This is a genomic window from Exiguobacterium sp. RIT594, assembly GCF_003339585.1.
Classification (GTDB): Bacteria; Bacillota; Bacilli; order Exiguobacteriales; family Exiguobacteriaceae; genus Exiguobacterium_A.
This window is the reverse complement of record NZ_QPKF01000010.1, coordinates 1-25,803: the sequence shown is the minus strand read 5'-3', so window position 1 is coordinate 25,803 and position 25,803 is coordinate 1. Positions and strand designations below refer to the sequence as shown.

General features: G+C 45.9%; 27 protein-coding genes. 15 read left to right on the top strand and 12 right to left on the bottom strand.

The window, feature by feature from the left end; all coding sequences use genetic code 11:
- Positions 1 to 17: 17 nt before the first annotated feature.
- The 7 genes from DVG79_RS15465 to DVG79_RS15435 are packed head-to-tail and all read left to right on the top strand — an operon-like array spanning position 18 to position 7,385.
- Positions 18 to 1,961 (top strand): pLS20_p028 family conjugation system transmembrane protein, encoded by a 1,944-nt coding sequence (locus DVG79_RS15465; protein ID WP_114597473.1) that lies wholly within the window; start codon positions 18 to 20, stop codon positions 1,959 to 1,961.
- 4 nt (positions 1,962 to 1,965) lie between these two features.
- Positions 1,966 to 2,277, top strand: a complete 312-nt coding sequence (locus DVG79_RS15460) for a DUF5592 family protein (protein WP_114597472.1) — start codon at positions 1,966 to 1,968, stop codon at positions 2,275 to 2,277.
- A gap of 4 nt (positions 2,278 to 2,281) precedes the next feature.
- Entirely contained in the window at positions 2,282 to 2,917 is a 636-nt protein-coding gene (locus DVG79_RS15455; protein ID WP_114597471.1) for a hypothetical protein, read from the top strand.
- A gap of 7 nt (positions 2,918 to 2,924) precedes the next feature.
- Entirely contained in the window at positions 2,925 to 4,868 is a 1,944-nt protein-coding gene (locus DVG79_RS15450; RefSeq protein WP_114597470.1) for a VirB4 family type IV secretion system protein, read from the top strand.
- Entirely contained in the window at positions 4,868 to 5,974 is a 1,107-nt protein-coding gene (locus DVG79_RS15445; RefSeq protein ID WP_114597469.1) for a lysozyme family protein, read from the top strand. Before DVG79_RS15450 ends, DVG79_RS15445 begins: the two co-directional genes overlap by 1 nt.
- Before the next feature lie 13 nt (positions 5,975 to 5,987).
- Positions 5,988 to 6,545 carry a hypothetical protein gene (locus DVG79_RS15440; RefSeq protein ID WP_114597468.1) on the top strand — a complete coding sequence of 186 codons (558 nt, stop codon included), beginning with the start codon at positions 5,988 to 5,990 and terminating at the stop codon, positions 6,543 to 6,545.
- Positions 6,546 to 7,385, top strand: a complete 840-nt coding sequence (locus DVG79_RS15435; RefSeq protein ID WP_114597467.1) for a hypothetical protein — start codon at positions 6,546 to 6,548, stop codon at positions 7,383 to 7,385.
- Positions 7,386 to 7,607: 222 nt separating this feature from the next.
- On the opposite strand, the gene DVG79_RS16125 is transcribed toward DVG79_RS15435, so the two are convergent.
- Positions 7,608 to 7,754, bottom strand: a complete 147-nt coding sequence (locus DVG79_RS16125) for a hypothetical protein (RefSeq protein ID WP_158537546.1) — start codon at positions 7,752 to 7,754, stop codon at positions 7,608 to 7,610.
- Positions 7,755 to 7,890: 136 nt separating this feature from the next.
- Here DVG79_RS16125 and DVG79_RS15430 point away from each other — a divergent pair, with 136 nt between their 5' ends.
- From DVG79_RS15430 to DVG79_RS16120, 6 genes are all read left to right on the top strand, one after another.
- Positions 7,891 to 8,142, top strand: coding sequence for a hypothetical protein (locus DVG79_RS15430; protein WP_114597466.1), 252 nt, complete (start codon positions 7,891 to 7,893; stop codon positions 8,140 to 8,142).
- On the top strand, positions 8,135 to 9,295 hold the full coding sequence (mobP2, locus tag DVG79_RS15425; protein ID WP_114597465.1) for a MobP2 family relaxase: 1,161 nt from the start codon (positions 8,135 to 8,137) through the stop codon (positions 9,293 to 9,295). Before DVG79_RS15430 ends, mobP2 begins: the two co-directional genes overlap by 8 nt.
- Positions 9,296 to 9,306: 11 nt before the next feature.
- A complete protein-coding gene (locus DVG79_RS15420) occupies positions 9,307 to 9,762 on the top strand; it encodes a hypothetical protein (protein ID WP_114597464.1) in 456 nt (151 codons plus the stop codon).
- Complete coding sequence (locus DVG79_RS15415) at positions 9,759 to 10,037, top strand: hypothetical protein (RefSeq protein ID WP_114597463.1); 279 nt, start codon at positions 9,759 to 9,761, stop codon at positions 10,035 to 10,037. Before DVG79_RS15420 ends, DVG79_RS15415 begins: the two co-directional genes overlap by 4 nt.
- Before the next feature lie 5 nt (positions 10,038 to 10,042).
- Positions 10,043 to 11,506, top strand: a complete 1,464-nt coding sequence (locus DVG79_RS15410; RefSeq protein ID WP_114597462.1) for an ArdC-like ssDNA-binding domain-containing protein — start codon at positions 10,043 to 10,045, stop codon at positions 11,504 to 11,506.
- A 616-nt stretch (positions 11,507 to 12,122) separates the two neighbouring features.
- Entirely contained in the window at positions 12,123 to 12,284 is a 162-nt protein-coding gene (locus DVG79_RS16120; protein ID WP_158537545.1) for a hypothetical protein, read from the top strand.
- A gap of 108 nt (positions 12,285 to 12,392) precedes the next feature.
- On the opposite strand, the gene DVG79_RS15400 is transcribed toward DVG79_RS16120, so the two are convergent.
- The 7 genes from DVG79_RS15400 to DVG79_RS15365 form a co-directional block, all read right to left on the bottom strand.
- Entirely contained in the window at positions 12,393 to 12,953 is a 561-nt protein-coding gene (locus tag DVG79_RS15400; protein WP_114597460.1) for a DUF5067 domain-containing protein, read from the bottom strand.
- Positions 12,954 to 12,974: 21 nt separating this feature from the next.
- On the bottom strand, positions 12,975 to 13,199 hold the full coding sequence (locus DVG79_RS15395; RefSeq protein WP_114597459.1) for a DUF3006 domain-containing protein: 225 nt from the start codon (positions 13,197 to 13,199) through the stop codon (positions 12,975 to 12,977).
- Entirely contained in the window at positions 13,196 to 14,041 is an 846-nt protein-coding gene (locus DVG79_RS15390) for a ComEC/Rec2 family competence protein (protein ID WP_114597458.1), read from the bottom strand. The genes DVG79_RS15395 and DVG79_RS15390 overlap by 4 nt, the downstream gene beginning before the upstream one ends.
- A 140-nt stretch (positions 14,042 to 14,181) precedes the next feature.
- Positions 14,182 to 14,379 (bottom strand): hypothetical protein, encoded by a 198-nt coding sequence (locus DVG79_RS15385; RefSeq protein ID WP_088838364.1) that lies wholly within the window; start codon positions 14,377 to 14,379, stop codon positions 14,182 to 14,184.
- Positions 14,380 to 15,126: 747 nt separating this feature from the next.
- Entirely contained in the window at positions 15,127 to 15,579 is a 453-nt protein-coding gene (locus DVG79_RS15380; protein ID WP_064506594.1) for a JAB domain-containing protein, read from the bottom strand.
- Between the two features lie 518 nt (positions 15,580 to 16,097).
- Positions 16,098 to 18,491, bottom strand: coding sequence for a heavy metal translocating P-type ATPase (locus DVG79_RS15370; RefSeq protein ID WP_369835418.1), 2,394 nt, complete (start codon positions 18,489 to 18,491; stop codon positions 16,098 to 16,100).
- 233 nt (positions 18,492 to 18,724) lie between these two features.
- The gene (locus tag DVG79_RS15365) at positions 18,725 to 19,057 is read right to left on the bottom strand and encodes an ArsR/SmtB family transcription factor (RefSeq protein WP_082892469.1); all 333 of its coding nucleotides are present in this window, start codon (positions 19,055 to 19,057) and stop codon (positions 18,725 to 18,727) included.
- Between the two features lie 148 nt (positions 19,058 to 19,205).
- Between DVG79_RS15365 and DVG79_RS15360 the strand changes: the two genes are divergently transcribed.
- Positions 19,206 to 19,751: a copper resistance CopC family protein gene (locus DVG79_RS15360; protein WP_158537544.1), complete on the top strand. Its 546-nt coding sequence runs from the start codon at positions 19,206 to 19,208 to the stop codon at positions 19,749 to 19,751.
- Positions 19,752 to 20,080: 329 nt separating this feature from the next.
- Positions 20,081 to 20,845, top strand: coding sequence for a copper resistance D family protein (locus tag DVG79_RS15355; protein ID WP_147269824.1), 765 nt, complete (start codon positions 20,081 to 20,083; stop codon positions 20,843 to 20,845).
- Positions 20,846 to 21,123: 278 nt separating this feature from the next.
- Here DVG79_RS15355 and DVG79_RS15350 read toward each other — a convergent pair whose 3' ends face one another.
- From DVG79_RS15350 to DVG79_RS15335, 4 genes are all read right to left on the bottom strand, one after another.
- Complete coding sequence (locus DVG79_RS15350) at positions 21,124 to 21,549, bottom strand: disulfide oxidoreductase (protein WP_047392217.1); 426 nt, start codon at positions 21,547 to 21,549, stop codon at positions 21,124 to 21,126.
- The gene (locus DVG79_RS15345; RefSeq protein WP_047392213.1) at positions 21,542 to 22,222 is read right to left on the bottom strand and encodes a DsbA family protein; all 681 of its coding nucleotides are present in this window, start codon (positions 22,220 to 22,222) and stop codon (positions 21,542 to 21,544) included. The genes DVG79_RS15350 and DVG79_RS15345 overlap by 8 nt, the downstream gene beginning before the upstream one ends.
- A 97-nt stretch (positions 22,223 to 22,319) precedes the next feature.
- Positions 22,320 to 23,231 (bottom strand): cation diffusion facilitator family transporter, encoded by a 912-nt coding sequence (locus DVG79_RS15340; RefSeq protein ID WP_114597455.1) that lies wholly within the window; start codon positions 23,229 to 23,231, stop codon positions 22,320 to 22,322.
- A 568-nt stretch (positions 23,232 to 23,799) separates the two neighbouring features.
- A partial coding sequence (locus DVG79_RS15335) for a heavy metal translocating P-type ATPase (protein ID WP_369835400.1) occupies positions 23,800 to 25,803 on the bottom strand: 2,004 nt, incomplete at its 5' end.

The window sequence follows — 25,803 nt, the reverse complement described above, 5'->3', positions numbered from 1 at the left end:
GAGAAGGGAGGACCATCATGGCTAATGGAGATATAGCATCCAAACTGGAGGAATTTCAAGACTTACTGAGCATCAGTGATTTGGTGAGAGATGCGCTTCGTTCTATTGGTTGGCTTTTCGTTAGAGGTCTCTCCTTCATCATCGATGGTCTTGAACAGATTACAAATGACATCCTCCTCATAAAATCATTCTTTAATAATCCTCAAGTGGTTGAATTCGTTCAGACGATTCAACCTTTTTTATATGTCATTTTAGCTGGGAGCTTTTTATTTACCGGTTACTTGATGATTTTTCAGAAAAAATTTGATCGAGAAGGGTTTCTCATTAATCTGTTCATCACTTTGTTAGTTTTAGGGTTATTATCTCCGACAATGATAAAGACAAATGAATTCACAGACAAAGCCATAAAAAGCATCAATCAAGATGGAGTATATGAAAATCAGGATCATACTTTATCGCAATCAGTGCTCCAAAAAAATGTACATGATTTAGTTGAATACGATAAAACTGCTTTCAAAGATAAAAAAATTAAAAATCCAAACTCTGTTCCAGCAAGCCAAATCAAGAATATAGACATCAATGATGTATTTGATAGCGATGAGTATCGATTGAGTAAAGAAGGTGAAGATATTTCTCAGAACAAGCTTGCTTGGAATGGGAAAGAAATGACCGAAACCGAGTTAGATCAGAGCGGTGTTGAATGGAACAACCAGTACTATTATCGCTATCATCCGAACTGGCTGACAATCCTCGTCACGCTCGGGGTGATGGGCTTCACCCTCTTCTCGATTGCCTACAAGCTGGCTCGACTCTCGTTCGAGTTGGCTTTTAATTATGTCTTGGCGATTTTAGTGGCACCCGCTGATTTACACAGCGGACAAAAGACGAAGAAGGTCATTCAAAGCATCTTAAACACCTTTCTCGTCATTATTCTGATCTTCGTTTCGATTAAACTCTATACGATTGGAACGGCATACCTGGCCGATACACTGGACGGACTCGCCTATTTGATTGCGTTGATTGCCTTCTCTGCCGCTTTGATTGATGGACCAAACATGGTCGAACGTCTCTTCGGGATTGATGCCGGTCTGAAGCGTGGTTGGGGTGTTGCACTCGGTGCGTATGCCGTCGGGAAAGGAACCGCGAAAGTGAGCGCTCGTGTCGCCGGTCAGACGATGAAGATGACATCACGCCCTGCCACTCCTTCTGTCTCGGAAGCAGCAAGTACGAAGTTGCCACCGAATCCGCCACCGAATGGCGGTACACCCGCGAGTCGTCCAGATCGTTCGTCTGAGAGTGCTCCGATTCCATCACAAGCACAAGAGCGGATATCTCGTCCAGCAGGACCAGAGAACCAACAAATCGAGTCAGTTGAGATGCCAATGCATAGTACGGCACAAGAGGCTCAGACTTTAGCAGCATCACCCGAATCTGTTCCACATCGTCCGGACTCTGTCGCACAATCACCACCTGTGCTTCCATCGACTTCTCAATCGACAATACCTGCTACGCAACCAAAGATTCCCGATTCACCGACGAATGAAAGAAATGCCAACTCAACTGATACATTCAAGTCACCCGAAATGTCTGTCTCCTCACAACCAGTATCACAGTCTCCACAGACTTCCGAAGTAAATCGTAAGCCTGTTACTTCTTCAGCGGATTCGACACCGTTCGACAAAACGACTACTAGCGCGTCTGCTCATTCTGTGGAAACAACAGAAAATGTGTCTCCGAGGGTCACCTTGTCTAGCTCTTCCAGTGGCTCACCATCCATCAGTGAATCGTCTCAGGAGACGTCATCCGGAACGCAGCGTCAGCGAAAGTCGATCTATCAGACACTGGAGACCACAACGCAAAAAGAACTCAAACATGTTGAACAAACCCAGACGCGCGTGACGCAGGAATCATCCCGGATGTACTCGACGGAAGTTCCGCGTCTAGACCCGAAAAAGGAGTGAGACCATGCAACAGCGCCAATACCGGATTCCGAACGAAGTCACGACCGAACTCAAGATCAACAAGATGCTCTACCTCTATGATTTACTATTTCTCGTCGCTTTGATCATCGCCCGGTTGATCGCTCTTCCATTTATCCCGGACGTCTTGCATCTACCGTTCACGTGTTTCCTCGTCGGGTTCGGACTTTTCCTTGTCATTCGACCGACGACGAATCCGGAAAAGCGGATGGTCCACGTGCTCTATTACGCACTGATCAAGAAGAAAGACACCTATATCGCGTTGGCCGACCGGAATGAATCTTCGAAAGGAGCGTGATCAGATGAGTTTATCAGAAGACACACGATTGAAGACGAGTGCTACGACCGATATCACTTGGCTCGACGAGGTCCAGTTGACGACACCGAAAGCAAGCAAGGAGAAGCGCGTCCGGATCCCACCGTCTGTCGCCTCCCTCTTGCCAATCGTCGACTCCACAGCTCTCGATGTTTTCGAGATGCAGGATGGGACGTTTTGCGACATCATTCAACTGACTTCAAAAGATATTTACGGACTATCTGAGACGGAGAAGGACCATGATATCTTCTCCCTCGCCTATCTCTTACAGGCGTATGTCCATCCATTGAAGGTCATTCCGCTCAATACACCACTTAATCTAGAAAAACAAAAACAACGGATCGAACGACAGCTACGACAGAATCAGATTGCCGCCTATCGTCCGTTTCTTCAAAAGAAGAAACAAGAACTGATCTACCTCGAGGAGCATCGCACGAATCGCGATTATCTCCTCTTTTTTTATGCTCCTGACGAGGCAATGCTTCGGGAACGAAAGCATCAATTGACGAAACTCCTCCGACGCAGCAACCCGATGGTCGAACTGACGATCGAGCAGAAAATCCATGTGTTGTTCCAATTGCACAATCCGAATACGAAACCGACCCAGGACGGAAAGGAGTGATGACGTCATGTGGCGTACGCGTTTTCTACGGAAGCAAGATTCCGAGACGATTAAACAACTGGACGGCTACAATCCAACATTCGTCCAAGCGATCCAGCCGCAAGGCGGACTCCGCTTCGAACCGAACTATGTCCGGACCGGTGACGGTTATCTCGCCTGCCTCCATGTTTACAAATACCAGTCGACCGTCTATGACTTTTGGCTCGAACCAATCCTCAACCTCCCCGGTGTCCTAACGACGCTCGATATCGGGACGGCGGACAAGCGAGAGATGATCCGGACAATCAACAAGTCGATGGCCGAGCAGAATACGCGCTTCGAGAATGCGAAAGATAATGTCGACCGGATTGATGCGCGCGCGACGTATAAGGAACTGAACGAACTCTACGAACAGATCACGCAGGGCGAGACGATGAAGTATCTGCACCTCCGACTCTACGTCAAAGCGAAGACACTCGACGTACTCGAACGCCAGGTACAGGACGTGATGGAAGAACTTGAAGCACGGAACTTTCGCGCAACCGTCTTTCTGAACGAACAGGAATGGGAATGGCAGAGTCTCTTCCTCAGCTACGAACAACAGCAAAAATTGCCGAACCGTCGTCGGGGAAAAGAGATTCCGTCGCTCTCAATCGCGGGTGGTTATCCATTTCACTTCACATCGTTGCAGGATCCGACCGGGACGTACTACGGGACGACGGATACAAATGGTAGTGTCATCTTCGATCTGTTCCATAAAGATAAACAACGGAAGTTCTACAACGCGTTGATGATCGGGAAGATGGGCTCCGGGAAGTCAACGCTGCTCAAGAAGACCGTCCTCGACCAAGCGATTAAAGGCAATCACGTCCGCATCTTGGACGTGACCGGTGAGTTCTCCGACCTCGTACGACAACTGGGTGGTAAAGAGATTGCGCTCGACGGTTCGGCCGGACGGATCAATCCGCTCCATGTCTATAAGACGGTGACGCACGCCGACGGTTCTGCGGACGAAGCTCTCTCATTCATGCAACACCTATCGAAAATCGCTGTCTTCTATCACTACATCAATCCGGCAGCGACGCAAGAAGAGGCAAACGAGTTCGAGATTCTGCTCCGTCAGCTCTATCTTGAGAAGGGACTTTGGAATGAGGACGGTGACGCGCCAATCACGACGCATCCTGCGAACGCCTATCCGGTCTTCTCCGACTTCTTAGCGCTTGTCCGCTCCGAATTGTATGTCGATGCTGCGCGGACGACGATCCGCGAGAGCATCAGTACAAACCGTGTCAGACGGCTCGAGAACATCGAACTCGCGATCACGAACCTCGTCCACAACTACGGCAATATCTTCGACGGGCATTCTTCGATTGAGCGGTTCGATGAGGAAGCGATCGTTTCGTTTCCACTACGCAACCTGACGAACTTAAAGGACGAAATCTTTCAGGCACAGGTCTTCAACCTGATGAACATGCTCTGGGACGGGATGATCCTCAACGGTGCCGGACAACTCCGCAGCTATAACCAGGGTGAACTGTTGATCGAGGATGCCTTCAAGTATCTGATTGTCATCGATGAGGCGCATCACCTAATCAACACACGCGATATCGCCCAACCGGCGATTCTATACCTGCAACAGTTCATGCGCGAAGCACGTAAATATTTCGGTGGTATCTTCTTCGCTTCGCATTTGATTACGGACTTTGTTCCGACCGGTTCGAAGTCGGAGAACGCGGAGAACGTCAAAACCCTGTTCCAGCTGACGCAGTATAAGTTTATCGGCGAACAGGATGCCGAGAGCATCCCGACGATCCAGGCCGTCTTCGATGGACAGTTGACCGAGAGTGAGACGCGGTTGATTCCATCGCTCGAGACGGGACGCATCGTTCTTAGTATCTCCGGTGTGAAGACGCTGATCTTCGATGTCGATGTCTCACCCGAAGAGCTGACCTTGTTCGGAGGTGGTGCCTGATGTGGAGTACGGTCCGGCAATCGGCACGCGTCGCCGTCCGGATGAAGTGGCGACTCTTGACCTTGAAATATCGTTTGATTGCGCTTGGTATCGCGCTACTATTGTTGCTTCTGATCATCATCGTCGCAGGCATTCTCGATACGTTGACTGGGGTCGAGAACGATCAGGCGACCGAGACACCGATTGCTTATTCGGACGCGAGTCTGCAAGTCAGTGATGACGTCCTGCAATATCGCAAGGCGATCGCACGCGAATTAAAGAAGCAACAACTAGAGGGGCAGACGAACGTCGTACTCGCCTTGATGATGCAGGAAAGCGGCGGACGTGGAAATGATCCGATGCAATCCAGTGAATCGAAGTGCGGACGGATCGGCTGCATCACCTCTCCCGATGAGAGCATTCGCTACGGCGTGAAACACTTTGCGTCGGTCTTCCAACAAGCGAACCAAGACGTCAAGTTGACGCTACAGAGTTACAACTTCGGGGGTGGCTTCATTGATTACGTCCAAGAAAACGGTGGACGATATACGAAACAACTCGCAATCTCCTTTTCACAGATGATGTACCAACGCGTCAAGAAGAGTGGCATCTATCAGTGCCATCGTCCGAGCGCGATCGAGCATCAAGCCTGTTATGGTGACATCGAATATGTCGATGCCGTCCTTCGTTATCTGACGCCGACGGTACTGGCGGAAGGCAAGACGGGACCCATCAAAGGGAAACTACATGCGCCCCTCGACATCTCTTTACAGATGACGTCGGGATTCGGATCACGGATTGTTTTCGGAAAGACGGACGTTCATACAGGCATCGATTTTAGTTGCCACAATACGGATACCGTCCACGCCGTCCGCTCCGGTACCGTCACCTATAGCGGCTTACGCGGACCTTACGGACAACTCATTCAGATCAAACAAGGGGAATGGATCACCGCTTACGCCCACCTTTCCGCACGCCAAGTCAAGGCGGGTCAGAAGATTGAAGCCGGACAAGCAATCGGGATGTGCGGTTCGACTGGACGTTCGACCGGGAATCATCTGCACATCGAATTCAAGACGAGTGATTGGTCCGGACACATTGATCCGGCACCACTCTTTTCTCTATAAGGAGGGATGCAACATGGCATTGACGAGTCGTCATCTTTTAGGACTCGTGCTGTTCTGTCTGTTACTGTCTGTCAGTGCCAACGTCTATCAATACCGTTCGTCGGCATCAGAGAGACCGCACATGACAACAGAGAAAAACAGAAAAGATTCGCAACCAGAGACGACCACGATGGACTCTCCTGTTCCCACTGACGTACAGGAGCAAGAGCACGATTCGACCATCTCTAAGAGCACGGAACGCTTCATCACGTTTGCTTTCACATGGGAAGACGGGACCTACCCCACGCGCAAACGACAAGCCGCCCAGTATATGTCGGAGTCCATCAAACGGACGTTATTCGCGAGTAGCGGAAGTGATGGCAAGTTCACCGCCTCCGTCTCGGACATCGAAGTCTTTCCGAACCATGACGATCCGGAGCATTGCCTCGTCCGCTTCCAACGGACCTTGACGATTGATGCCAACGGTTACGAAGAGACGTCGGATGAGCTGGTTGAACTGACTTTTACACATCATGACGGACGTTACATCGTCGATCAGATGAAGAGTCTTCACACGTCAGGAGGTGTCTAAATGCATCCAGGAAAGCGAAAGACGTTGACCCGTGACTGGTCGCGATTGTATCTCGGAACAGGCCTATTCTTCTTGATTGGTTTTCTGTTTTTTGGTTTCTCCTCCCTCTTCTTTGCCGAAGAACAACCGATCAATGCGACGCCAATCGGTGAAGAAAAACGGTTGACGAATGGACAGAATGTCATGCTTCTCGACTGGTCTCATGACGCGCAACGGAAACAGATGCGTGTCCGCCTCCAGTTCGATCAACCCCAAGACTACGCGACAAAACTTGTCACTCGCATCGCTTACAAGGAACGACCGACGGATGAGCAGCGCGTTCGAGTCGTTTATCACCAGGACGAGCACTACGTATTCGAAATCGAAAATGTACCGCGCGACTTTGATCAGCTAGCACTCCGTTTATATGTCATTAAGCCTCAACAGTCACTCGAGAAGCTGAGTGCTACGAAGCGAGAAGATGCGCTGGTCGAATCACTCTATATGGATCAGCGTCGTGTCTCAAATAAGTCACTGCCTACTCAACAAGCGGACGATTATGCGCAACTTTTTCTCACTGACGAACACACACAAAGTCAAAAAAAGATCGAAACAATCAAGCACGAACAGATAGAACAAACTTCGCTCATTCAACAGATTGAACAGGACATCGAGTCGAAACAAGCCACGTTACCTGACCTGACACTCGACGAAGCAGTCGAACGTGAGGATGAAATCTTCAATCTGAAGCAGGACAAAGAAGAAGCACTTCTACGACAAACGGAACTGAAAAAACAACTCAGCCAAGAAGAGAAACGACAAGATCAGTTGCGCATTAAAGCACGTGAACTGAAATGGTAAGGTGGCACACACCGTGCCAAAATGCCATTTTTAGTGGCACAGGGTGTGACCTTTTCGCGATTTTGATGATATCAGGGAAACACTAGGCTCTGCCTAGGCTAGCACGCTGAGTGATAGCATTTTCCCCTTATGCTCTTTTTTCACGATTTTGAACCGTTTGTGGTTTTTAAGCTTTTAAAAACTCAACGCATATTTATTAATTTCATCGATCTTCATCAGCGCTTAACTCGATTCTGTTACGTCACTTTTTTCGAACCTTTTCATCTCATGATGCTGCATCTTCGAGCAGATATGTTTCATAATTTCAACGATCAAGGAGACGCTCACGGCTTCTCCAAGGGCATAACTGTTTTCGATGATCGACTGCATGTTGATTCCTCCGTTCCTTGTCTAAGTGATATCACCTTTCTCACTTCTAATGACAGGAGGGACGAAGTAATTGTTCGAAAATCTTTTTATTTTTAGAGCACGGAGATTAATTTTCCTAAAGGAAGGAGGAATATGGATGGACCTCTTGATTCGCGACATCGACCCCCTATTCGTCAAACAACTCGACGAACAAGCCGAGAAACAGTCGTGTTCCCGACAAGAATTATTAAAAGGATTGTTGACCAGCTGGTGCGCGGACGGTGTCCAATCGACACAGATTGCGCGTCTCGAACGACAGCTCGAAGCGAACACGTTACACCTAAAGCGGAGTGCAACCGAACTCGAAGAAATGACCAGGCTTTTCCGTGAGGTGATGCAAGATGACTAACGTTCCTGGTGTCATCATCAAGTCGAAGTTCAAACTCCCTCAAGCAACCCGGCGTGCGCGTCGTTATACGACGTACCTCAGTTACATCGATCGACCGGATACGAAAGCACGAGCGCAACAGTTTGAGAACTACAACGACTATATGGAAGATGAACTGAAATCGAGCGGTCTGTTCACGGCGACGCAAGACCGATTGAACGCGACCGAACGAGAACAACTACGTGAAATCTTCAGACGGGCACAAGAGAATGGCAGCATCCTGTGGCAGGACGTCATCTCATTCGACGAAACCTGGTTACAAGAAGTCGGTGTGAAAGAAAATCACTACATCGATGAGCAACGTTTGATGCAGGCGACAAGGAATGCCACCAATTTGATGATCGAAAAGGAACAGATGCTGCACGCGACATGGACTGCTGCGATTCATTACAACACGGATAACATCCACGTCCATGTCGCGACAGTCGAGACGATACATCCACGCGAACGCGGTAAACGGAAACCAAAAACAATCGAAACGATGAAGGCGCAAGTCGTCCATACGCTTGCCGACCGGACACGTGAACAAGAGAAACTGAATACCTTCATCCGGGAAGAAGTCCTAGCCCACAAACGAAATCGTTCGACGACGTCCGCTTCGAATCGAATCCTGCATCCGGAACTCGTTCGGCAGTACAAAACGATTCAGAAACAATTACCGGACGACAAGCGGCAGTGGTATTACAACATGAACGGCATGCACGAACTGCGTCCTTCACTCAATCAATTTACTGACACGTATCTTGCGACCTACTTCGAGAAAGAGCACAGCGAGTTTAAACAACAACTCGATACCGAGGTCGCATTCTACGAGCAGAGTTATGGATCGGCATCCCAAGCATCGGCTTATCGCAAGACGAAAGAACAGGATCTCTACACACGGATGGGAAATGCCGTCCTGTCCGAGATGCGTGAGTCGTCCAAGCCACCTCAGAAGCTTGCGAAGAAAGCTGCATCCTCACCCAAACAAAGAATCCAATCGGCATTTCGACGTGAACGAATCATGCAAGAGACACTCTATCAAATCGGACGACACATGAGCGATGAATGGGACCACATCAAGAATCAGCGTGCTTTTGAACAACTCGAGCAGGAAGTCCAACACGAAAGGTAAGGTGAACCGGAATGGAAGAGACGAAGCAAGTCCGAGTCCGAATGAGTGCCGTGACCGCTGAATTTTTAGAGGAGTATCGTGAGCGAGAACGACTGTCCGGGATTGGTCCGGCAATCGATCACATCATCCGCGACTATCAAGAGATGATCAAGAAGCAATGGGATTTGAACTATATCAATCGTTCCGTATCAAAACAGATTGAACAAGAGTTGACCACGTTCTGGGATGAACAAATCACAAAAAGTCTCTTTCCGTTACGAAAGAGCGTCCAACAGACAGACCTTCAAACACAGGTATTGATTGAACTAGTGCAAGCCTTGATGCAGACGGAAAGCATCGAGGACATCATCCCGACGACCGAATATCGTCCTTCGTTCCTTGAGACAGCGGAGACGGCCGTCAAATTACGGATCGACCAACGAAAGCAGCATAAGCATTCGGATGAGGAAAGGATGACCCACAAATGAGACGACTGGAAGCTTTCACACTCGCAACGTTTCTCGAACTGCAACCGACCCACGTCACAGTCTTGATTCATCAAGCGCGATACGACATCCCTGTCTCATATGACGAATATTCGTTACTTGAGATCCTGCCAGAAGAGCCTCTGTTGTTGCTACCGGTATCACGTGATCGTCGTCATCTACTACTGGATCGACTCGCTGCCGATCCGATTGTTCTGCAGGAACTAGAAGATTTCGAAGGTGCTACTAATTCGTCGTTCTCGTCTGAAGGAGCGTGAGACACATGGCATATAAGAAGAAAACACGTGAGGATTATCAGAAGGAAGTACAAGCATTGACCGACAAGATGGAGACGCAGCTCGCTTCTCACTTCGTCAGTCAAGAGAGTATCAAGGAACATCTCGACTTCATGAGCCGGTTCCATCGCTACTCGACTCGGAACATGCTATTGATCGAGGAACAGTTCCAAGGCGCACGTGCTGTCGGTTCCTATGCGTACTGGGAGAAGCAAGGTATCCAGGTCCAAAAAGGAGAGAAAGGGATCAAGATTTTCGTCCCCTCCCCTGTCACCTTCATCAAACGAGAGACGGATTGGGTGGCATGGAAGGATGCGACGAAGACAGAACAAAAGCGCGCAAAGGAAGGTTCTCTTCCGACACGGAAAGCGATGTACTATAAAATTGGTCACGTCTTCGAGTACACGCAGACCGATGCCCGTGAGAAGGGACTCGAAGTCTCCGAGATGTTTGCTTCGTATCATCGGAACGGTTCAATTCGTGAAGCAGAATCATTTCGCCGTGCGTTGAACGGGATTGCTGAGACACAAGACGTGACGTTACTTGATAAACCGTTGAATGAGCTTGGTACAGCGAAGGGGTGCTTCTATCCAGAGCTAAATGCGATTGCCCTGAATCCACGGAACTCGGACATCGAGAATGTCACCGTCATGATCCATGAACTCGCGCATGCGAATCTGCATAACACAGAACGAAACGAAGAGCGTGGAATCGAGTTGAATCCGCACGAGAAGGAATTCCAGGCGGAGATGGTCGCCTACACGGTTGCAGCTCATTTTGATTTTCCGACAGATGAGTTTTCGTTATCGTACCTCGCAAGTTGGACACAAGGGAAAGACTTACGCGATAAAGAAGACTTGTTGTACGAAGTCCATCAGACATCTGGTCACTTCATCCGCGAAATCCATACTTCGCTCGAGCACGAACAAGTCCTTGAACGGGAAGCATCGCCTCTCAAGATGATCGAACATATCGAGAACGTGGCACACATCACGGATCAGGGAATGCCATTAGCCGAACGGATCAAGCGGATCATTCAATATACACCGGAGGACGTCGGTGCTTATCTGACGAGCATCGCCAAGCAGGACACGCAGCAGGACTTCTCGACGTTCGATGAGCCGATGATGCTCGTCCATGGGTCGACAGACTTCTTCGAACCGTTCGCAAAAGCCAACGACCGCGACTTCGACGAACATGAGACGATTGCCTACACGTTAGTCATTCCTGGAGAAGAACCAATCAGTCAACACTTCCGAGGTCTTGAGGAAGCCAGTAGCCCGTTACATCATATCCTGAAGACAGAGGTCGTCAGCAAAGAGACAGAGCAAGTACTCGAAAAGGCGTGGTATGACGAAATGATTTCGACTGAAGATCGAGATTTAGAGAAGGTAAAGCAACTTGTTGGGCGAAATCTCAATGTAACAGAAAAAGATTTTCGCATCCGATAATTTTTTAAAGAATAAATTTCAGCGTATTTTTTTAAATTTAGTAAAATTTTTTAAGACTTATTTCAATAACTAGACAAATAGCACCTTCTCGGAAAATTTTTCTTTTTTTATCGCAGCAGGTATACCCTGTATGATTAAATATTTTCCTAGTAGTTTCTAGACTAATGACCATTTTTCTAAGCAATATTTCAAACTTTAAGTTCAAATATCCTTTAATATATTGAAAGGAGGCTTCAGATGATTGTATTTCCACTTTTCCCTTTAGCAATCCTTCTGTTACTTATATTTGATAGTTTTACTTCTCGGAACGTAGACATTGTTTTTTTGGTATATGCTCCACTTTTAATAATAAATGCGCTTCTTCCTAAAAGGATTCAAAAACATTTAGAATTCAAGAATAAAATAATCGCAGTCACCCTAACCCTCATTTCAATATTCAGCGTAATTTTTGTACTAAGTTATTTTGTAAAAAATGAGTAGATCCGTACGTTTTCAGCTCGTTACTTTACTTAGGCGAGACATTTATTAGGAAGAAATAAGCTATCACTAATAAGAGACACAAGACAACGCGATATAATAAAAACATCACAAAACACCAACGAATGGAGGAATAATTATGAATAACAACCAAGCAGTTGCTTACGCCGTCATTGCCATGGAGCAACTCGGCTATACAATCGAGCAGATCGAAAAAGTTCAAGCCAGCATGCTATCTGAGATGGACTGGTCGGATGAAGAAACAGCAGAAAAGAAAGCAGCTACTATCTTAAAGGGATAAAATAAAACAGCAACATCGCTTTAAAAAAGAAGCGATATTGCTGTTTTTGCTTACTTGAAATATTTCTGCTGTAAACTTCATTCAACGTGATTCTTTTTATTCATCTGCTTATTTCAATTCAATCTTTTTTTCACCTAATTCTTTTCCCGCCATTCCTTGAGTCGCTTTCAATGTGACGACCGCTTGTGGATCATCGATGTCGTAAGCCATGATTCCCTTCGCGGTACCACCTGGTTTGATGTCATCGAGTTGATGTTCTAAATAAGAGGCATACTTCTCTTCTTGTGGCGTCATGCCTACCTCTAACTTATTGATCGTATCGGTTCCTTCCTGTGTCGCTTCGAAGCAGGCAATCCACGTAGTCATTCCATTCAATGGTTCCTTACTATCATTTGTCGTCTCGTATGTGAAGACGAGTTGTGGCTTCTCGCGGAAGTATTCTTTACTTGGCTCAAGAACTTCTGTCGAAAGGATCTTGACTGTCGCCATGTCGATCTTTAACGTGTCGTCTTTGAAATAAACATCCTCTTTTTTCGTTTCCACTATTTCGACTTTTTCGGTCGGATTTGCCGTCTTCTTAGGTGAATCTTGTGCTGCTTCTTCTGTCCCACATCCAACGAGTGATAACCCTAGCCCAACGATGACGACCGCTTGTCCTAACTTATTCATCTGCTTCAGCTCATTTCCTTTTTAGTCTTCCCATAGTTCTTCCATCAACTCATCGATTTCGTTGGAGAGTCGTTGCCGCTCTTGGTCATCCTTCTCGATATGACCGTACTCATCGATCCAGATGACATCACCGGATTCAACCGTCATCGGAAAGCGAGAAATAAGGATGTCCCGCATCCCGTCGTCGAACTCGACGACGACCCACTTTCCTTCAATGCGATCGATGATCCCTTTACGCTTACTCATTTCGACTTCTTGATCGTGTAGGACGATCCGTTCCCTTCAAAGACGATTGTCCCATTCTTATCCGTCCGCAACATCGTCGCCTTCGCCCGCTTCAGGTTCGTTACGACTTCGTTCGTCGGATGTCCGTATGCGTTCTTGCCGACACTGATGACGGCATATTTCGGTTTGACGTATTTGAGGAACGTCGCACTCGTCGAGGTCTTCGCCCCATGATGCCCGACCTTAAGAACGTCCGCACGCAACGTCTTCTTCTTCGCAATCATGTCTTGTTCCGACTTCAGTTCCGCGTCTCCCGTGAACAAGAACGTATTCTTCTTATAGGCAACGTGTAACACGGCACTCCAGTTATTTAAATCACTATTCGCGTAGTCCTTGATTGGTCCGACGAATTGCGCCTTCACGCCTTTAACAGGAAGCGAGACTCCTTCTTTCGCCGTCTTGATCGTCAGCTTCTCGCGTTTGACGGCCAGCAAGAAATCCTTATAGGCTTGCGTCGTGTGTTTGACCTTCGGGGCATAGACACTCTTGACCTTGAACGAGTCGAGGACTTCATCGAGTCCACCAATATGATCGGCATCCGGATGCGTCGAGATCAGTATCTCGATGTCGCCGACCTTCTGTTTCTTCAGATAAGCGACGAGTGCATCGCCTTTCCCCTTGTTCCCGCCGTCCATGACGATATCCTCACCACTCGGCATCTTGATGTAGATCGCATCACCTTGTCCAACATCGATGTAATGGACCTTGATTTTCGGCGTCGCGGCCTCCGCACCCTGTAACGGTCCTACCAATAAGCCCACACTTGCGAGTACTAGGCTGGCGCCCATCCATTTTCTCTTCATCTTGCATCGCTCCATTTCTGATTTGTAAGTTATCTTCAGTATACCGTGAATACCAGGAGAATAATGGGTATATTTCCCACCTATCATTTTTTCTTGATAGGTCGCATCTTTTAACGAGAAACATATAAAAAAACAGACCTTTAACGGGCCTGTTCCAAATAGTGTTGCTGAATAAAAGCGAGCAGTATATCGACATCAACGAACCAGGTCACATGCTCGATCGAACCATCTACTTCTCGTACCAATCGAACTTGTGCATCAATGATAGTCACTTTTTGCGAGTGCTCCACCATGTCCATCCATTTTCTAGACTCTTCGTTTTCCAAAGTTGTATTCATTTTCGTCACTCCTCTTTGGTTTGCTTGAACACAGCATACAGTCGTGAAGGACATCGCACGAATCAGTTTAATCGAGATAAGCACGGTCATAGCTGAACCAACGAAGTAGTTAAGGACGAACCCATGACTATTTTAACGCCATTCTTGAGAAAACAACGAATCATTCAGAACAGGGATTTTCATCATAATCAGGAGCTCCAGCTTGAATCAGTTTGAGACTCTTAAACTGATTTTATGGTCTTATCACGCTCCGTGCCTTTCGTCGCAAGGATCAGGAACGTAGAGATGCCTCACGCCAGTGACTGGCAGCTCTCGTTATCGATCCGGCAGGAAGGCAGCGGTGCGATGAGGATGTTGCTGCGATGCAGCGTACAGCCTCACGCATGAGCCCGAAAGCTCTTCTCTTGTCCCTACTAACACATACAAACTAAATCGAAACGTATAGAGGATGATCCACTTAAAAATAAAAGATGGACATACGTACACCGACAGCAATTCTATTACTTCTTCTCTAACCAATTCCTCAACAACCAGCACCTCTCACGAATCGACACAAAACGATACGAAGCCTCTCTAGCCCGCAGTGGATTCGTCCACTGCGGGCTTCTTTCTTAACTTGGATTTGGTACAAATCCATTCCGTATTTGCTTGTACATCCTTCAAAGAAAAACGGATCCGTTTTTCGTCCATGCTTTACGCGCGGACAGGACGGGAGTACGTCCCGCCTGTCTACGCTGAAGAATAAATTTAGAGCAATCCTTGGGCTTTTAAGCTTACGTAATCGTCTCCTGCACCGACGACGATATGGTCAAGCAATTGGATACCGATGATGCGTCCGACTTCCTGCAAGCGTTCCGTCACCTCGATGTCCTCGTGAGATGGCTTCGGGTCCCCGCTCGGATGCTGATGGCTGACGATGAGTGAGGTCGCATTGTTGAGGATGGCAGACTTGAAAATTTCACGAGGGTGGATGATGCTCGAATTAATGCTTCCGACGTGTGCCCGGTGGACGGCAATGACCCGATTCTTCGTGTTCAGCAGGATGACGAGGAATACCTCACGGTCATCGTCCTGAATGAAGCGTCTAGCAACAAGGAAGGCGTCCTCGGGTGACGTGATATGCGTCGTCTCAAGGGCGACATCCGGTTCTCGAACCTCTTGTCGGATACGCGTGATTTCAACGAGTGTGGTCAGTTTCATGGAAAAGCTCCTTTCGCGAGTGGGATGCAGTCCGACACGGTGCCGTCCTGTTGACGGGAACGCAGCGAGCGTCGCGAGACGGGGCAAGGGTGACCGCAGGGAAAGACCAAAAAAAGCGGACAGCGCACCGGGACGAAAGCTTCCGGAGCCCGCGAGCGAAAAGCTTGCTTTGAGCCAAAACGCGGAGGAAGATGAGGAGCGGCAGCGGCTTTTTTTGATGGCCCTTGCGCCGACGAGGAGCAAGCTAGAGTACGGAAACAGGACGGCTTGCGGTCTCTTTCATCAGACAGAGCGGTACGCTCTTTTCCATGCTCTTAATATCGTGTTTTGAGTATGCAAATCGGAAAAAAGCACATCACATCAAACAGGATATGGTGCGTTGCAACATTCAATCGTGTCCTCCATGAAATTTGGGAGGAACGAATGATTGACAGAAGAAAGCACCCGATCATCTCCAGTGATTTAGAGAACCGGGTGCTTCATCTTTTTCGTGTTCAGAGTCGCAGGTTGCTAGACCATCAAAGTGTTCGCTTTTTTAATAACCGAAGGGCATTCAATGTCACGAGTACCGCTGCCCCTGTATCGCTAAGGACAGCCATCCACAACGTCAGCCATCCAGGGAAGACGAGCATCAATGCAATCAGTTTAATGAGAATTGAAAAAATAACGTTCTGTTTGATGATGGTCAACGTGGCTTTACTTAGGTCCAACGTATAGGGTAACTTGTTTAGGTTGTCTGCCATCAACACGATATCCGCTGTTTCAAGTGCCGTATCAGTCCCGGCTCCTCCCATCGCAATGCTGACGTCCGCTGTGACGAAAGCAGGTGCATCATTGATACCGTCACCGACCATTGCCGTTTGAAACGATTGTCTTCTCATGTCTTCGACGATACGGACCTTTTCTTGAGGCAAAAGGTTAGCATGCACTTCATCCAAACTCAGTTTTTTTCCAATACGTGCTGCTGCACCTGCGTTATCACCAGTCAACATGACTAATTTTTTAATTTTGATTTTTTCCTTCAACTTGCGTATAGCGTCGACGCTCTCGTCTCGTACTTCGTCTGAAAGTATAAAAAGTCCGAGTAGATTGGCGTCACTTCCGAGAAGAACGACGGTCTGCCCTTGCTTTTCAGCATTTTCAACAGTTGAATCAAGCATTCCCAACTCATAACCCATTTCACGAAACCATTTCACGCCTCCAATATGATACAGGATATGTTCAAATTCACCCGACACGCCATTCCCGACACGATTTATGACAGAGTCCGATTCAAGTGGATATACGCCTTCTTGGACCGTATGTTCTGTGATTGCTTTTGCTAATGGATGACTGGAATGCCGTTCGAGTGAGTGTGCGATGCGTAAAGTGTGTTCACGATCGTCTGATAGCAACATGAACTGCTGAACAATGGGCGTACCTTTTGTTAGTGTTCCTGTCTTGTCAAAGGCGATGGCGTCTATCTTTCCTGCCTTTTCTAAGAAGACACCACCTTTGATCAATACACCATTTCGTGCAGCATTCCCGATTGCCGTCACGATTGCGACCGGTGTCGAGATGACGAGTGCACACGGACAGGCGATGACAATCAGTTCCAAGCCCTTATAGAACCACTCCCCCCAACTACCGAGCTGAAGTAAGGGTGGGACGATCATGAGTAACAATGCGCCTAAGAAGACGAATGGTGTATAGATTTTTGCGAAACGGTCGATGAATGCTTCACTTGGTGCTTTATTATCCTGTGCTTCTTCCACCAATTCGATGATATGAGCAAGAGTCGTCTCCTGATATGTTTTTTCGACGATCATGTCGAACGAACGATCCATGTTTAGCGTCCCGGCGAATACTTGATCCCCTTCACTTTTGTCGACCGGAATCGATTCTCCAGTAATCGGCGCTTGATTGATGGTCGTCGCCCCTTTCAAAATCATTCCGTCCAATGCGACCTGATCACCTGGTCGAATCCGAATCTTCTCTCCGATTCGTACCGCTTCTACTGATTTCCGTATAACGCCCTCTTCTGTCAGCACGAATGCTTCCTTCGGGGAAAGTTCGATGAGTTTCTGAATCGAATGACGTGTCCGGGCAAGCGAATGATTCTGGAGTAGGTTCCCGATGGCAAAGAGGAAGACGACAGTCGCCCCTTCGAGCCATTCACCAATGAGCGCTGCACCGATGGCCGCCACACTCATCAACACATTCATGTCGAGCGACCGGGCTCGAACCGCATAAAATGCGCTCCGGAAAGCTTTCCATCCACTCAGGATCAACGCGATTCCAAACAGCGCGTTCGGGAGATAAAGAACCTCTACTGTTTGGAGGAGTAGCCCTAATCCAATCAGGATACCGGATAAGACCAATGATATCCCCTCGAATGAACGTTTTGAAGGTTTGGAAGACTCTTCTCCCTTGACGTGTCCATCAAAGCCAATCTTACTTAACTCGTTTTTCACCTGTTGCGCATCAAGATGATGTTCGATCTCCATTTCTCCACGTGCAAAAGATACCGTGACAGTCTGCACATCATTTATTTTTTGGAAATGCTGCTCAATCGTTTTAGCACAACTACTACAATCCATCCCCGAAACCGCATACGTCTGAACATGTTTTTCCTCTTTATTTGGAACAATAAGTTGAAATCCTAACTTCTTCACCTCGTTTTGAAGCCGACGATCATCCAGTTCTGATTTGCTCTCGATTTTCAAGCGGGCCGCACCGTAGTTGACGGACACTTTCTGGTACTCCGCTATCGTCACTAATCCCTTCTCAAGAGTCACTGCACAGGATGGACAATCCATCCCTTCTATTCGGTAGGTATGAGTTGTATGATCAGGCTGAATCAAATCCGAAGAAGCATTACCCGAAGAACAACAGGTATCTGTGTCCGATTTTTTTGCATCTGTCTTTGATATCGTGCTACAGCAAGTATCCTCTTCTTTAGGAAGAGAAGATTCGTTTTGTATGCTCGTACCGGCTATCTCGGATGTCGATTTCGAACAGCAACTCGACTGTATACCCTTTGTCCGGAGTCAATCTTCCTCATTCGTGGCACAGCACGTTGTTGTTATTGATGTAGAAACAGCCTTCGGTTCACTTGCTTCGCTTTCCTTTGGAGAGCTGTTGTTACAACAGGAACTGGCCATCATTACGCCTCCTCGATGTGATGTTCACAACAAGCAGACTCCTGTCCGATTTCGAGAGTCAGTGTCCCGAATAGTCGTAACAGTTCCCTGACTGTCTCGTTGCGTAGGGAGTAATAGCCATACTTTCCCTGCGTCCGTTTTTGAATCAATCCGCATCCTTTTAGACAAGCTAGATGCTGTGAAACGTTGGACTGATTTCCTTGGACCGCCTCGACGATTTCTGTCACAGTCTTTTCACCATCATAGATACACTCTAAGATTTGCAATCGTGTTTTATTAGAAAAACCATGAACGACCCTCACCTTCAAGTCCAATGGTTCCAGTAATTGTTCCAAATTGTTCACTCCTTTTTCATATTCGTTTTCATTAATATGTTATCATCATATTAGCATTTACTAATGTAAGCGTCAAAAAATCTTGAGGTGTCTGTTTTTATCCCTTATGATTTTGACCGTACATAACAAACATAAAGGAGTTGAAAAGATGTTTCGAATAAATTACCTATTGTTACTGCTATCAGGAATGCTCTTGTGGTGTCCTGTACAAGCCTCAGCTCACACTGGGCTCGAATCTTCCACACCCCAGGCAGATGAGACTGTTCTGCCTACAAAAACCATCACGTTGAACTTCGAGACGAACATCGAAGCCGGTGGAAGTATTCAAGTATTTGATTTCGCTTCTTCGGATGCACTGAAGGGTACTTTCACACAAGAAAGGCGACGTATGACGTTCCAGCTCGATCGAGAGCTGACATCTGGTCGGTATCGCGTCCAATGGAAGATCATCGGTACAGATGGACATCCTATCGAAGGAACCTATCTGTTCAATATCGAAACCCAAACGACCGCGAGCGAAACGAGCGAGCAGCCGAAGCCCATCCAAGAGAAAGACGCCGACACGGAAACAGTGAAGACGACAACGTCCCCCGCTGAAGAGACTGATTTCTTTCCATTCCTAATTGCCGGTGGATTATTTATCATGTTACTGTTCTTCTTTTATCAGATTGTTTTGAAGGGGCGAACAAAATGACTTTGCTCTATATTTTAGGAGATACATTGCTGTACGCCTGTTTTGCACTGTTGATCGGTCATTTCTCGTTACAGCTCATTCCTCACACTTATCGACCTGATGTAGCGTTCCCGATAAGATGGATACGACTTCTCATCCTATTAATTCCTGTTTTCTTTTCATTGTCGGTCATACGTATCGTACTTTATTTGCAAGAAGACATCGGACTGTGGTTGACTCTGCGGTCCGTTCTGCTCACATTCGAAGCTGGAAATGCCTTAATCTTGATGACAATCTGTTGCATATTACTTTTTCTGGTCGTCAGGAATACGTCACTCCATTCGGGACGCTTGAAGTTTGCCCTATTTTTGTTACTTGCCATGGTTGGTACACTCGCATGGTCCGGACACGCCTCCAGTATCACAGGTGCAGAAGGATTACTCGTACATACCGCTCATGCTTTGTCTGTCTTCATTTGGACTGGCGGTTTACTCGTATTAGGCTATTCCAACGCATCGAATCCCCGTTGGGACAACGTGTTGGAATGGTTCAGACCGCTCGTGACGCTATGCTTTTTGATTATCCTCGGATCCGGCATCTATTTGATGTCAGTCGTCGTGAAAGTAGACGACTATCCGAATTCTTGGATTTTACCGTATGGTCAAGCCTTACTATGGAAACATGTCTTAATTCTCCCTGTGCTGATCATCGGTTTCATGAATGGGAAATGGAGTTATGCCTCTTCCAAACAAACGCTTAAAGTCAAACAGATGAGAATGCGCATGGAAGGTACACTGATTCTCTTCATCTTCGCAGCAACTGCGTTGCTCGGTCAGCAAGAGCCACCTCACTCCGTAGAGGATACACTCAAATCAAGTGGGGCCGGACAGCTGTCTGCTTTCGTCTTCCCTAATCTACGCTTTGAATATTCAAACATCGAGTTTGAACCAGGAATGACATCCGTCTTGTTCCTGGTGATCGGTCTTCTTTTCGGGGGATTGGTAGTATTCCTTATTAGAAAAACGAATGAATCGATCAAAACACTTTTTTTAGGATTAGGAATGTCTGTTTCCTTATTTTTAGCTTTCTTGTATAGTATTTCTTTGACGTTTTGATTAAAAAATTCACTTTAGTATCTTCTTGATCAAGAGTTTTAACGATATACAATCTTCCAGTCGTATAAAATAAAAAAGACAATGTCTCATTTCGAAAGTGAAATGAGACATTGTCTTTTTTATATAATCGATTTTCTTTTCCTTATCCCGTCGATTCAATCAGGGAATAAGCTATAAATTAAAAAAGAAACTTTTATGTTTTCCCTCCTTATGTTCTAGTCGTACTCATGATATGAAGAAAATCGCTAAATGAGATGAAGTGACTCTCTCTTATTAACTTAATTTTTTTTAAATGCTTGTCGAACTCCAATCATAATCAGCGTAATTAGCAAAAATGCTGTCAGGGCAAGGAAGGGAATCGTTATGAAACCTAACCAATTAATATATTGTACGTTGCAAGGGACACCTTGAAGACATGGCTTGACCTCAGCAAATCCTGGAATCTTTTGAACCATGTAGTGGTAGACAGAAATACTTCCCCCGATAAGGCTAAGTGGTAATACATATCGAACCACACCTGAATCATTATTGAATACGGCGACGCCCAGGATGATACTGAGCGGATACATGAAAATACGTTGTGACCAACAGAGCTCACAAGGTACGAATCCACGAATCTCACTAAAATACAGGCTACCGAGTGTGGCAACGAGTGCTATGATCCACGCCATATACATACCATGACGTCGTACCTGTTCATTCATCGGCCGTTACCTGTTCTTCAATCACACGGGAAATCGTATCGTAATCAAACGGGTCATCGAGTTTAATACCATTGATCACGATCGTAGGTGTCAGCTCGACACCGTGTTCTTTCACGAGTGCATCGTCCTTCGACACTTCATCAAGGATGTCCGCATTATTTCTTAAATCAGATGTGAGTTGTTCTTGATTAATGTCTGGTACTGATTTTGCAGCGATTCTTAACAGGGATTCTTCAGTCACCCATGGGTCATCATGCTGTTCGACTCTCGGTTGTGCATCATAAATCGCCTTATGGAATGTCCAAAATGCCTTCTTGTCTTGACGATAAACAGATTCTGATGCCTTAGCGGCCAAAATCGATTCTTCCCCATGGAATAAAACATTGATATAGCTGAACTGTACCTTACCAGTGTCAATGAACTCCTTTTTCAACTTCGGATAAACCGTTTCCCCCCATTGTTTACAAGACGGACATTTATAATCTCCGAACTCGACGATTGAAACAGGTGCAGAGTTTTCTCCTTGTGTTGGTTGACCTTCTATTTTTACCGTATCATTTAGGACTGTACTCTTTTTTTCTTGAACAGCATTGTTCTTGATCAAAAACATTGAAAGAACTATTAAAAAAACGATCAGCAACGTTACAACAACTAAAACCTTCTTTTGTTTCATAACATGATTCGACCCTCCCACTTTCTGAAGTTAATCAGAAAAGGGAAAGGTCAACACCTCCTTCTATTCGATTAAAGTATTTTACAACGTTCATTTATCAATGAGCGTGGCTCTCATGTGCCGCATGCGAGCATTCATCGATACCTGTACACTCGATTTGAATCGTAAGATCTTGTAAATCAAACTGGTCATGAATCAACGTACGGACCTGTCTAAGTACACCCTTTCGTGCTTCATCCGATTTAACTACTAAATGGCAACTTAGTACATGATAATCAGATGTGATGGACCATAGACGAAAGTCATGTACTTCTTCCACTTCTTCAATGGCAAGTAGCGCACTTTTGATTTCACTGGCGTTTAAATTGAATGGGACACCTTCCATCAAAATATGCCATGAATCCTTTGTTACACGCAAACCACTGATAAATACAAGAATCGCGACTACTATGCTCGCAATCGGATCGGCTATCGTCCAACCGAAGAATATTATCAGCACTGCCGCAATAATGGCACCGATTGAGCCAAGCAAATCTCCGATCACATGTAAAAAGGCACTTCTGACATTTAAATTTTCATCTTTGTCCGCCCGCATGAGGATGAATGCCACAACAATATTAACTAACAAGCCAATAGTTGAGATGATCAGCATACCTGAGCTTAAAACTGCAGGAGGTTCAAGCAGACGTCGATATGCTTCGTAGAAGATATAGAGCGCGATAGCAATCAGAGTGATTCCGTTCAAGAAGGCCGCTAAAATTTCAAAGCGTTTGTATCCGAATGTCTTGTGATCCGTAGCCTTCCGTTGCCCAAACATTAATGCTGTTAGACTGAGCCCAAGAGCAGCTGCATCACTTAGCATATGTCCAGCATCTGAAAGTAACGCTAGACTATTGGTCCAAATCCCTCCAATAACTTCAATAATCATAAATAAAAAGATTAGCATGAAAGACCACTTCAGTGCCTTTATATTTACGTTGTTATGACTATGATTATGGTCGTGCGCCAACAGAATCTCCTCCTTTAAATTTTAATTTCTAAGATAAATATAGCACAATGGCCACCATATTCAAATGTTCATTTGAATATGGTGGCCTCGAATTTTGTTGCTGTCTAAAATAAGTTTTGGAGTGACAACATGGTCGAAGAACTAGCACGTACCACTTTATTGGCTTTAAAGAAGCATTCGTTATTATTTTTTATACGTTCATCCGATTCGATTTACGAAGATTTGAAAGTACGAACTGAAACGTACGAAAAATTAGAAGGGTCACGGACGAACGGAGGCAGACCTCAAAAAAACGGACAGCGTATCAGGACGCTGGCTTACTGTGTTCGCAATCGAAAAGCTTTTTTTGAGAGGAGAAAGACTAGAAGCAATCTAAAAGTCGGTTTACAGTCCCTTCCATCACACAGAACGTTACAGCTCTGTTTTATGTTCTCTATATGGACATAATCATATATTCTAATAAAATTAAAATCGCGTGTAAAAAGTCTTCGAATACTCATAGACTTTTTACACGCGATTAAATCCAGTGCTTGGCCACTAATAAGTTCTGAAATCACTTCAAATGATTTCATATTTTTAACATTCTAGCATTTACAGCAACAATGACGGTGCTAAGACTCATTAGTACTGCCCCAATAGCTGGAGATAAGATCACACCATAGGGAGCTAGAACGCCGGCTGCTAGTGGTATTGTTATAATATTATAACCAGCTGCCCACCATAGGTTTTGAATCATTTTGTTATAAGTGCTTCGGGAAAGTTCAAGGATAGCGAGAACATCCTTCGGATTACTTCTGACCAGTACGATATCAGCGGTTTCAACTGCCACGTCGGTTCCACTACCAATCGCAATCCCTACGTCAGCTTGTGCCAGTGCGGGTGCATCATTAATGCCATCACCGACCATGGCTACTTTCCTACCTTCCGATTGAATGTTCTTTACTTGTCTTGATTTATCATCAGGTAAAACTTCTGCATGAACTTCGTCAATACCCAACTGTTTGGCAACCCAATGTGCAACCTTTTTATTGTCACCAGTGAGCATGATTGAATTTATGCCTTTGTTTTTAAGCGCAGTCACAGTCTCTTTTGCTTCTTCTCTTACTAAATCAGCAAGTGCAATCATTCCCAGTAATTGCTTATTTTTCAATACAAATATGACGGTCTTTCCTTCTTCAGATAATTTTTCAAAAGCGAGCTCATCAATCGTTATTTTTTCTTGACGAATATATCTAGGACTCACTACACGAATTAACGTACCCTCTACTTTCCCCTCCAATCCGACTCCTGTAATAGACATAAAGTCTTCGATCGATGGAAGTGATAGTTGTAGCTCTTCTGCTCTTTTCACTACCCCTTTAGCAAGAGGATGTTGTGATGAACGTTCGACTCCAGCTGCTAGACGAAGTAGTTCGTTTGAGGAAATTTCATCAACCGGCATCAAATCCGTCACACCAAAATTACCTTGCGTCAAAGTACCTGTCTTATCAAAAATAATGGCGTCTAATTTCCGTGCCTCTTCAAACTGCGTCCGATTTCGAATCAATAAGCCTTTCTTAGCAGACAGGGCCGTCGAGACAGAGACGACCAATGGCGCTGCAAGTCCTAGTGCATGGGGACACGAAATAACCATGACAGTCACCATACGCTCGACAGCAATACTGAGCGGATATCCTAATGCAAGCCAAATGATGAATGTCAACACACCAGCAAAAACAGCGACATAGAAGAGGATTTTTGCTGCACGATTCGCTAAATTTTGTGTTTTAGATTTAGATGCCTGCGCTTCGCTGACTAATTCGATCACTTTCGATAGATACGTGCCTTCACCTGTATTTTTCGTTTCAACGGTCAAGCTTCCTTCTTGATTAATGGAGCCAGCAATTACGTTGTCGTCCATTTTCTTTTCGATGGGAAGAGATTCACCTGTCAGCATCGATTCATCAACTGTTGTTGCTCCTTTTATTATCTTACCGTCAACTGGAACTTGCTCCCCAGGTTTGATCAGAATCACGTCACCAGTCTGTAATTCCGACACCTCAATATCTTCTATTTTTTCATCATCAATTCGATGCGCAATACTGGGTAACAATTTGACTAATTCTTGTAGCGCGTTAGACGCGCCCATGATTGACTTCATTTCAATCCAATGTCCTAAAAGCATAATATCTATGAGCGTTGCTAACTCCCAGAAAAAGTCATGTCCCTCTCCTAGACCTAAGATGATGCCCACACTATAAAAGTATGCAACACTAATCGCTAAAGCGATCAACATCATCATCCCCGGATTTTTTTGTTTCATTTCGTCTAAGCTACCTTTTAAGAACGGCCATCCACCGTAGAAGTAGACAATTGTGGATAGAAAAAGCAAAACAACGTCGTCATATGGAAAGCTAATGTTGATACCCGACCATTCTTGAATCATTTTGGAAAGTAGCAGGATTGGAACAGTCAATATTAACGATACGAGAAATCTTTTCTTGAAGTCTCCAATCATTCCTTCATGTTCATGATGTGAAGCACCCATTTGTTGGTCTTCATGCTGAGTATGTTCGTGATTGATATGGTGATC